The following is a 6479-nucleotide window of genomic DNA, read 5'->3' on the forward strand; positions in this document are numbered from 1 at the left end:
AGCCCGACGAATCCATGGATGCCGATCAGTCGACGATGATGCGGCTCGATGAGGAGCGGTCTCGACCCGCGCCGCGCACTCCCGCGCCGACCATCCCCCACACCCCGACGGCGCCGCGTGCTGTCGCTCCGGCGCCGGTGGCGGCCCCGGAGCCGGTCAAGCCGGCGCCGACCCCGAGCGTGTCACCGTCGCCTCAGCCCGACCCCACTCCCAAGCCCGACCCCACTCCCACCCCGGAACCCTCGCCCACGCCGGAGCCCACGCCCACCCCGGATCCCACGCCCACCCCGGATCCGACTCCGACGCCCGGCGACGGCGCGGCGACGGGCGACGGCACAGTGACTGGTGACGGCTCGGTGACTGGTGACGGCTCGGGGACCGGTGACGGTCCCTTGACCGGTGACGTGGCCCCTGGCGAAACGGTGCCGAACGACCAGACCGTCCGCGGTGACGGCCCGGCCGTTCCGCGTGACGAGCTGGCACCGGCGGGCGGGAATCCGTTGTCGGAGACCGCCGAATAGACTGGGATCATGTCCCAGAACTCCGCCGCCGAGCCGGGCGTCCACGCTCCGGCGATCACTCCTCTCGACATCGTCCGCGTTCTGGTGCTGATCGCCGCTCTCGTCTCGCTCGCCCTGTGGGGTTTCGGCGCCTGGCCCCTGCCGTGGAACATCGTCATCGGCATCGGCGCACCGGTGGCCACGCTGCTCATCTGGGCCCTCTTCCTCTCCCCCCGCCCTGTGCTGCGCCTGCACCCGTTCCTGCGCGCGCTGGTCGAGGTATTCATCTACGTCGGGGTCACGCTGGCGTGGTGGTCGATGGGTCAGGCCTGGGCGGGAATCGCGTTCGCCGTTGTCGCCGTCACCTCGGGCGTCGTCGCCGGTCGACGAGCGCTGGGCTGATCCGTCGTGCAGCGAGCACGAGCATGACCGTTCTCGAGCGCCTCACCCGCGAGCTCGGCGGCATCGTCGACACCTCGGCTCCCGCCCTCGACGACGCCCGCGCAGACCGCAGCGGACACCGCTCGTCGGGCGCGCCGATCGCCGTGGTGCACGCCCGCTCGATCGACGACGTGCAGCGGGTCATGCGCATCGCGTCGGCCACGCGCACCCCCGTTGTGGTGCGCGGCGCAGGAACCGGCCTCGCCGGTGCGGCGAACGCGGGCCCGGGAGAGATCGTCCTGTCGACCGTGCGGATGGACCGCATCCTCGAGGTGCGCCCCGACGATCTGCTCGCCGTGGTCGAGCCGGGCATCCTGAACGCCGAGCTGAACGCCCAGCTGGCCGCGCACGACCTGTGGTGGCCGCCGGACCCCGCCAGTCGCGAGATCTCCACGGTCGGCGGCAACATCGCGACCGGCGCGGGTGGACTTCTCTGCGCGAAGTACGGCGTGGTCCGCGACGCCGTGCTGGGCGTCGACATCGTGCTCGCCGACGGCCGGCTGCTGCGGCTGGGGCACCGCACGGTGAAGGGCGTCACCGGGCTCGACCTCACCTCGCTGGTGATCGGCTCGGAGGGCAGACTCGGCGTCATCGTCGGCGCCACTCTGAAGCTGCGCCGACTCGTGGCGGGCACGGTGTGCACGATCACCGCGTCGTTCCCCACCGTGCGCGACGCCGCCGCGGGCTCGGCCGCCGTCACCGCCGCGGGTGTGCAGCCGGCGATCATGGAGCTGATGGATGCTGCCTCCCTTGCGGCCGTGCACGCTCTGCTGCGATTGCCCGCCCCCGAGTCCGGCGCCGCGCAGCTGACGATCCAGACCGACGGCCCTGCGGCGGGCGCCGAGGCCGAGCGAATCGCGAGCGTGCTGCGCGAGGCCGGTGGTGCGGTGGTGCTCTCCGACGACCCGAGCGAGGGCGAACAGCTTCTCGCGGTGCGCCGCTCGATGCATCCGGCCATGGCGGCCCTCGGCACCACCCTGATCGAGGACGTCGCCGTGCCCCGCAGCGCGATGGCGGCTATGTTCGACGAGATCGCCCGCATCGAACAGGAGTTCGGCGTCAGCATCCCCACCGTCGCGCATGCCGGAGACGGCAACCTGCATCCGAATTTCATCTTCCAGGGCGACACCGTGCCGCCGCGCATCTGGGCGGCGGCCGACGAGCTGTTCCGTGCCGCGATCCGCCTCGGCGGCACGCTCACGGGAGAGCACGGCGTCGGGATCCTGAAGAGCCGCTGGCTCGCCGAGGAGCTCGGCGACGATCAGTGGCAAATCCAGCAGCAGATCCTGCGCGTGTTCGACCCGCAGGGCATCCTCAACCCCGGCAAGGTGTTCGCGGATGCCTGACATCCGGGTCAGCGCCGCCGTGATCGTCGATGACCGCGGCCGCGCGCTCGTCGTGCGCAAGCACGGCACCACGAGGTTCATGCAGCCCGGCGGCAAGCCGGAAGCCGGGGAGAGCGCCGCTCAGACGCTGATCCGAGAACTGGATGAGGAGCTGTCGCTGCGCGTGGGCGAGGCCGACCTCACCCCGCTGGGGACGTTCGTCTCTGCGGCGGCGAACGAGCCCGACCATCGTGTGATCGCCGACGCGTTCGCGCTGCGTGCCCGACCGGACGACGTGATCGTGCAGGCCGAGCTCGCAGAGCTGCGCTGGCTCGAGCGGGGCGACTGGACGAGCGTTCCGCTCGCGCCGCTCAGCACCGAGCACCTGCTGCCGATCGCCTGGTCGTGACCCGGCGATCGGCAGCAGCCTGGGTCAGATGCCCTGCCAGGACGGCTTGTTGTCGTAGCTGTACCGGTAATAGTCGGTCAGCGCGAGCTTCGAGGCGGCGGCCTCGTCGAGCACGACGGTCACATGCGGGTGCAGCTGGATGGCCGATGCCGGCAGAATCGCGCTGACCGGCCCCTCGAGAGCGGCGGCGACGGCTCGGGCCTTCGACTCGCCGAAGGCCAGCAGCACGAGGTGACGTGCGCGCAGGATGGTGCCGAGTCCCTGCGTGATGCAGTGGCGGGGAACATCGTCGCGCGAGTCGAAGAAACGCGCGTTGTCCTCTCGGGTCCGCTCGGTGAGCGTCTTGAGACGGGTGGTCGAGGCGAATGACGAGCCGGGCTCGTTGAAGCCGATGTGCCCGTCGGTGCCGATGCCCAGCAGCTGGAGGTCGACACCACCGGCCTCGATGATGTCGCGCTCGTAGTCATCGCCCGCATGGCGGATGGTCTCGAGGTCGCCGTTGGGCACGCGGATCAGATCGGGGTCGAGCCCGAGCGGCTCGATCACCTCGCGGGTGATCACCGAGCGATAGCTCTCGGGATGCGCGGCGTCGAGTCCGACGTACTCGTCGAGAGCGAAGCCGCGCACGTGCGACACGTCGTGCCCGGCCAGGCGCTCGCGCAGCGCTTCGTAGACCGGCAGCGGGGTCGAGCCCGTCGCGAGTCCGAGCACCGGGTTCTTCACCTCGTCGATGAGACGGACGATCTCATCCGCGACGAGCGCACCTGCGGCGGCCTTGTTCTCGAGGATCACGACTTCAGCCATGAACGGGCATCTCCTTCTCGAAGGGGGTCGATCTCGGCGAGCGCAGAGCTCAGCAGCGCAGCGCCGATCGCCGCGACCGGGGAATCGGCGGGCAGCATCTCGATTCTCTCATCGAGCCGCAGCCTCTGCGGAAACGGCGACCCGGCGGCGTCCCGTCGCAGCCTCGCGCGGATTGCCGGTTCGATCCGCGGCACGAGCACGGTGAGTCGGTGACCACCGTCTCGACCCGATCACGAGACGCCCAGCTGTGCCGAGAGAACCATCACCGCAGCGCCTCTGAGCACGATGTCCTCCTGCTGGGTTAGCCGGATCTCGACGTCGGCGAACACGCCGTCGAGCGTGCGCTCGTGCAGGGTGCGCGTCGCAGCGTCGACGAAATCGCCCGCGAGCAGCTCGTGCGGGCCGGCGAGCACGACCTGCGAGAGGTCGAGCGCGGCGACGATCGGTGCGAGGGCGATGCCCAGACGAGCGCCGGCCCGGGCGAGGATCTCCGCGCGGCGTGCGGGGTCGGTGTCGATCGTGCTCTGCAGGTGCGGCCCGTTGACCCACGCTTCGAGGCATCCGTGGTTGCCGCAGGCGCACAGCGGCCCGTCGTCGGTGCCGGTGACGACGTGGCCGATCTCGCCGGCGGCGAAGCGGCCGCCGATCACCGCCTGGCCGCCGGCGATGAGCCCTGCCCCGACACCACGACCGATCCGGATGAGCATCAGGTCGGATCGAGCAGCGCCGAAGGTGTACTCGGCGAGCACGGCCGCGTTCGCGTCGTTGCGCACCAGCACCGGCAGGGCGAACTCGTCATGCAGCCGCTGCTCGAGCGGAAGGTCGATCCAGCCGAGGTTCGGAGCGTTGAGCACGGTGCCGTCGGGGCGCACGATGCCCGGGCTGCCGACGCCGATGCCGAGCACCGGCTGATCCGCATCCGCGACGAGGTCGCGCACGAGCTGCTCGACGGCCGCGTAGGCCTGCTCGGGACGCACGTCGGCGGGAAGCGGCACGGTGCGACGCCGCAGCACCTCGCCGTCGAGGTTCAGCACGGCGCCCTCGAAGCGGTCGACCCCCGACAGATCGATGCCGACGATCTGGTGACCGTGGCGATCGATGTCGATGACGATCGGCGGCTTGCCGGGGCCCGCCGCTTCGCGCACGCCGATCTCACGGACGACGCCGTCGGCGATGCACTCCCCCACCAGGTCGGAGATGGTGACGCGGGTCAGGCCGGTCTCCCGGGAGAGGTCGGCACGGCTCATCTCGCCGCGGTGGTACAGCGTCTGCAGCACGAGCGAACGGTTGTGCGACCGCGCCTGCTCGGGCAGCACCTTGCCTGTCGCCCGCAGTCCTCTGCCACCGCCGAACGATCCGCTGACGATGGCGGGCGCCGATGCGATCGGCCGGCGATCGATGGAGGAGTTCACATTTGTGAGCACACCTTACGAACCGGATCAGCGCAAGAGGAATCCCTGGTCGGACGCAGCGCTTTATTCAAACGTTACCGTCAGAGGCGCCATCCCCTGCGGCCGTTGCCTCTCCGTTATCACCCGTCCCGTACCATGAAAAGACACGTCGCGCAGCACTTAGGGGGGTGAGTCCGTGACCGATCTGATCTCCGGACCCGGCACAGGCCAGTCGAACGCCGTCTCGTCAGACGCCGAGACGAAGGCTCAGCCGCCGTCGTCCGACACCCCCGCCATGGAGTGGGCGCCGATGGAGCCCGCCCCGAAGAAGCGTCGACTCGCACTGTGGATCGGCCTGAGCGCGGGCGTCCTCGCCGTCGCCGCCGGCGCCGCATCGCTGATGCTCATCGCACCGGGCACCACGGTGGCGGGCGTGTCGGTCGGCTTCATGACTCCCGGGATGGCGGCCGAAGCGGTCAGCAGCCGCATGGCATCCACCGAGGTGCAGCTGACCGGCGCCGGAGAGGGCACGCGCCTCGACGGCGCAGACCTCGGCGCCGGCGTCGATGCCGCCGCCCTGATCGACCAGGCATTCGCCGACCGTCCGATGTGGAATCTCGGCTCCTGGATGGGCGAGCCGATCACGGCCGACGTGACACTCGACCCCGAGACCGCCGACAGCGCGCTGCGCGCCGCCGTACCGTCGAGCTACACCCCCGCCACCGACGCGACGGTCGTCTTCGACCCGACAGCGCAGGCATACACCGCCACCCCCGCCGAGCCCGGCACGGGCGTGTCGGTCGACGATCTCGCCTCGGCGTTCACCGACGCGGTGACCGCGGGCAAGACGACGTTCGAGTACTCCGCCGAGCCGGCTGAGGTGCCGGCGCTGATCACCGACCGCAAGGCCGCCGCCGCCGTCGAGAAGCTCAACGGCATGGTGGCCGAGGCGGGCTTCTACGTCGGCGACGAGCGCACGGTGCCGGTGGCGCCGGAGGTAGTCGCTTCGTGGCTCACCGTCGACGCCGTCGAGGGCGAACTGACGATCTCGGCGGATCCGGCGAAGATCCAGCCGGCCGTCGACGCCCTTCCCGGGCAGGTGAACCGCGACACCGTCAACGCGACCAACATCGTCGACTCCGGCGGCGAGGTCCTCAAGGCGCTCACCGCGGGCCTGGAAGGACGCGTGCTCGGCGACACGTCGAAGACCGCGGCCGACTTCGCCAAGGAGCTGGGAAGCGGCGACGCGACCTTCGCCCTCCCCGTCACCGCGACCCCGTTCGAGTCGACCAGCCTGTTCCGCCGCGTCGAGGTCGACCTCAGCGAGCAGCGCACCTACCTGTACGAGAACGAGAAGCTCGTGAAGTCGTGGGCGGTCTCCACCGGCACGAACGGCACGCCCACTGACAAGGGCCGCTTCCGTGTGTACGCGCAGCTGCGCACGCAGGACATGCGCGGCAGCAACGCCGACGGCAGCAAATACGTCACCAAGGACGTGCCCTACATCACCTACTACAACGGCGATGAGGCGCTGCACGGCACCTACTGGCACTCGAACTTCGGCAGGCCGATGAGCCACGGCTGCGTGAACATAAGCATCGACGCGGCG

At 70.5% G+C, this 6479-nt stretch carries 6 protein-coding genes and 1 pseudogene; 5 read left to right on the top strand and 2 right to left on the bottom strand.

Translation table 11 applies throughout. The annotated features are described in order from the left end of the window. From RT309_RS13035 to RT309_RS13050, 4 genes and pseudogenes are all read left to right on the top strand, one after another. Positions 1-521 (top strand): annotated as a pseudogene (locus tag RT309_RS13035) (hypothetical protein); the annotation flags it as partial. 9 nt (positions 522-530) lie between these two features. Beyond that, positions 531-902, top strand: coding sequence for a YrdB family protein (locus RT309_RS13040; RefSeq protein ID WP_313357685.1), 372 nt, complete (start codon positions 531-533; stop codon positions 900-902). A 23-nt stretch (positions 903-925) separates the two neighbouring features. Continuing rightward, positions 926-2287 (top strand): FAD-linked oxidase C-terminal domain-containing protein, encoded by a 1362-nt coding sequence (locus tag RT309_RS13045; RefSeq protein WP_313357687.1) that lies wholly within the window; start codon positions 926-928, stop codon positions 2285-2287. Then, complete coding sequence (locus RT309_RS13050; RefSeq protein WP_313357688.1) at positions 2280-2675, top strand: NUDIX domain-containing protein; 396 nt, start codon at positions 2280-2282, stop codon at positions 2673-2675. Before RT309_RS13045 ends, RT309_RS13050 begins: the two co-directional genes overlap by 8 nt. A 24-nt stretch (positions 2676-2699) precedes the next feature. On the opposite strand, the gene RT309_RS13055 is transcribed toward RT309_RS13050, so the two are convergent. Next, positions 2700-3479 carry a glucosamine-6-phosphate deaminase gene (locus RT309_RS13055; RefSeq protein WP_313357690.1) on the bottom strand — a complete coding sequence of 260 codons (780 nt, stop codon included), beginning with the start codon at positions 3477-3479 and terminating at the stop codon, positions 2700-2702. Between the two features lie 230 nt (positions 3480-3709). Next, the gene (locus tag RT309_RS13060) at positions 3710-4891 is read right to left on the bottom strand and encodes an ROK family protein (RefSeq protein ID WP_396654458.1); all 1182 of its coding nucleotides are present in this window, start codon (positions 4889-4891) and stop codon (positions 3710-3712) included. A gap of 175 nt (positions 4892-5066) precedes the next feature. On the opposite strand from RT309_RS13060, the gene RT309_RS13065 reads away from it, so the two are divergent. After that, on the top strand, positions 5067-6479 hold a 1413-nt coding region (locus RT309_RS13065), incomplete at its 3' end, for a L,D-transpeptidase (RefSeq protein WP_313357692.1).

It is taken from the genome of Microbacterium sp. (assembly GCF_032084865.1).
Taxonomy (GTDB): Bacteria; Actinomycetota; Actinomycetes; order Actinomycetales; family Microbacteriaceae; genus Microbacterium.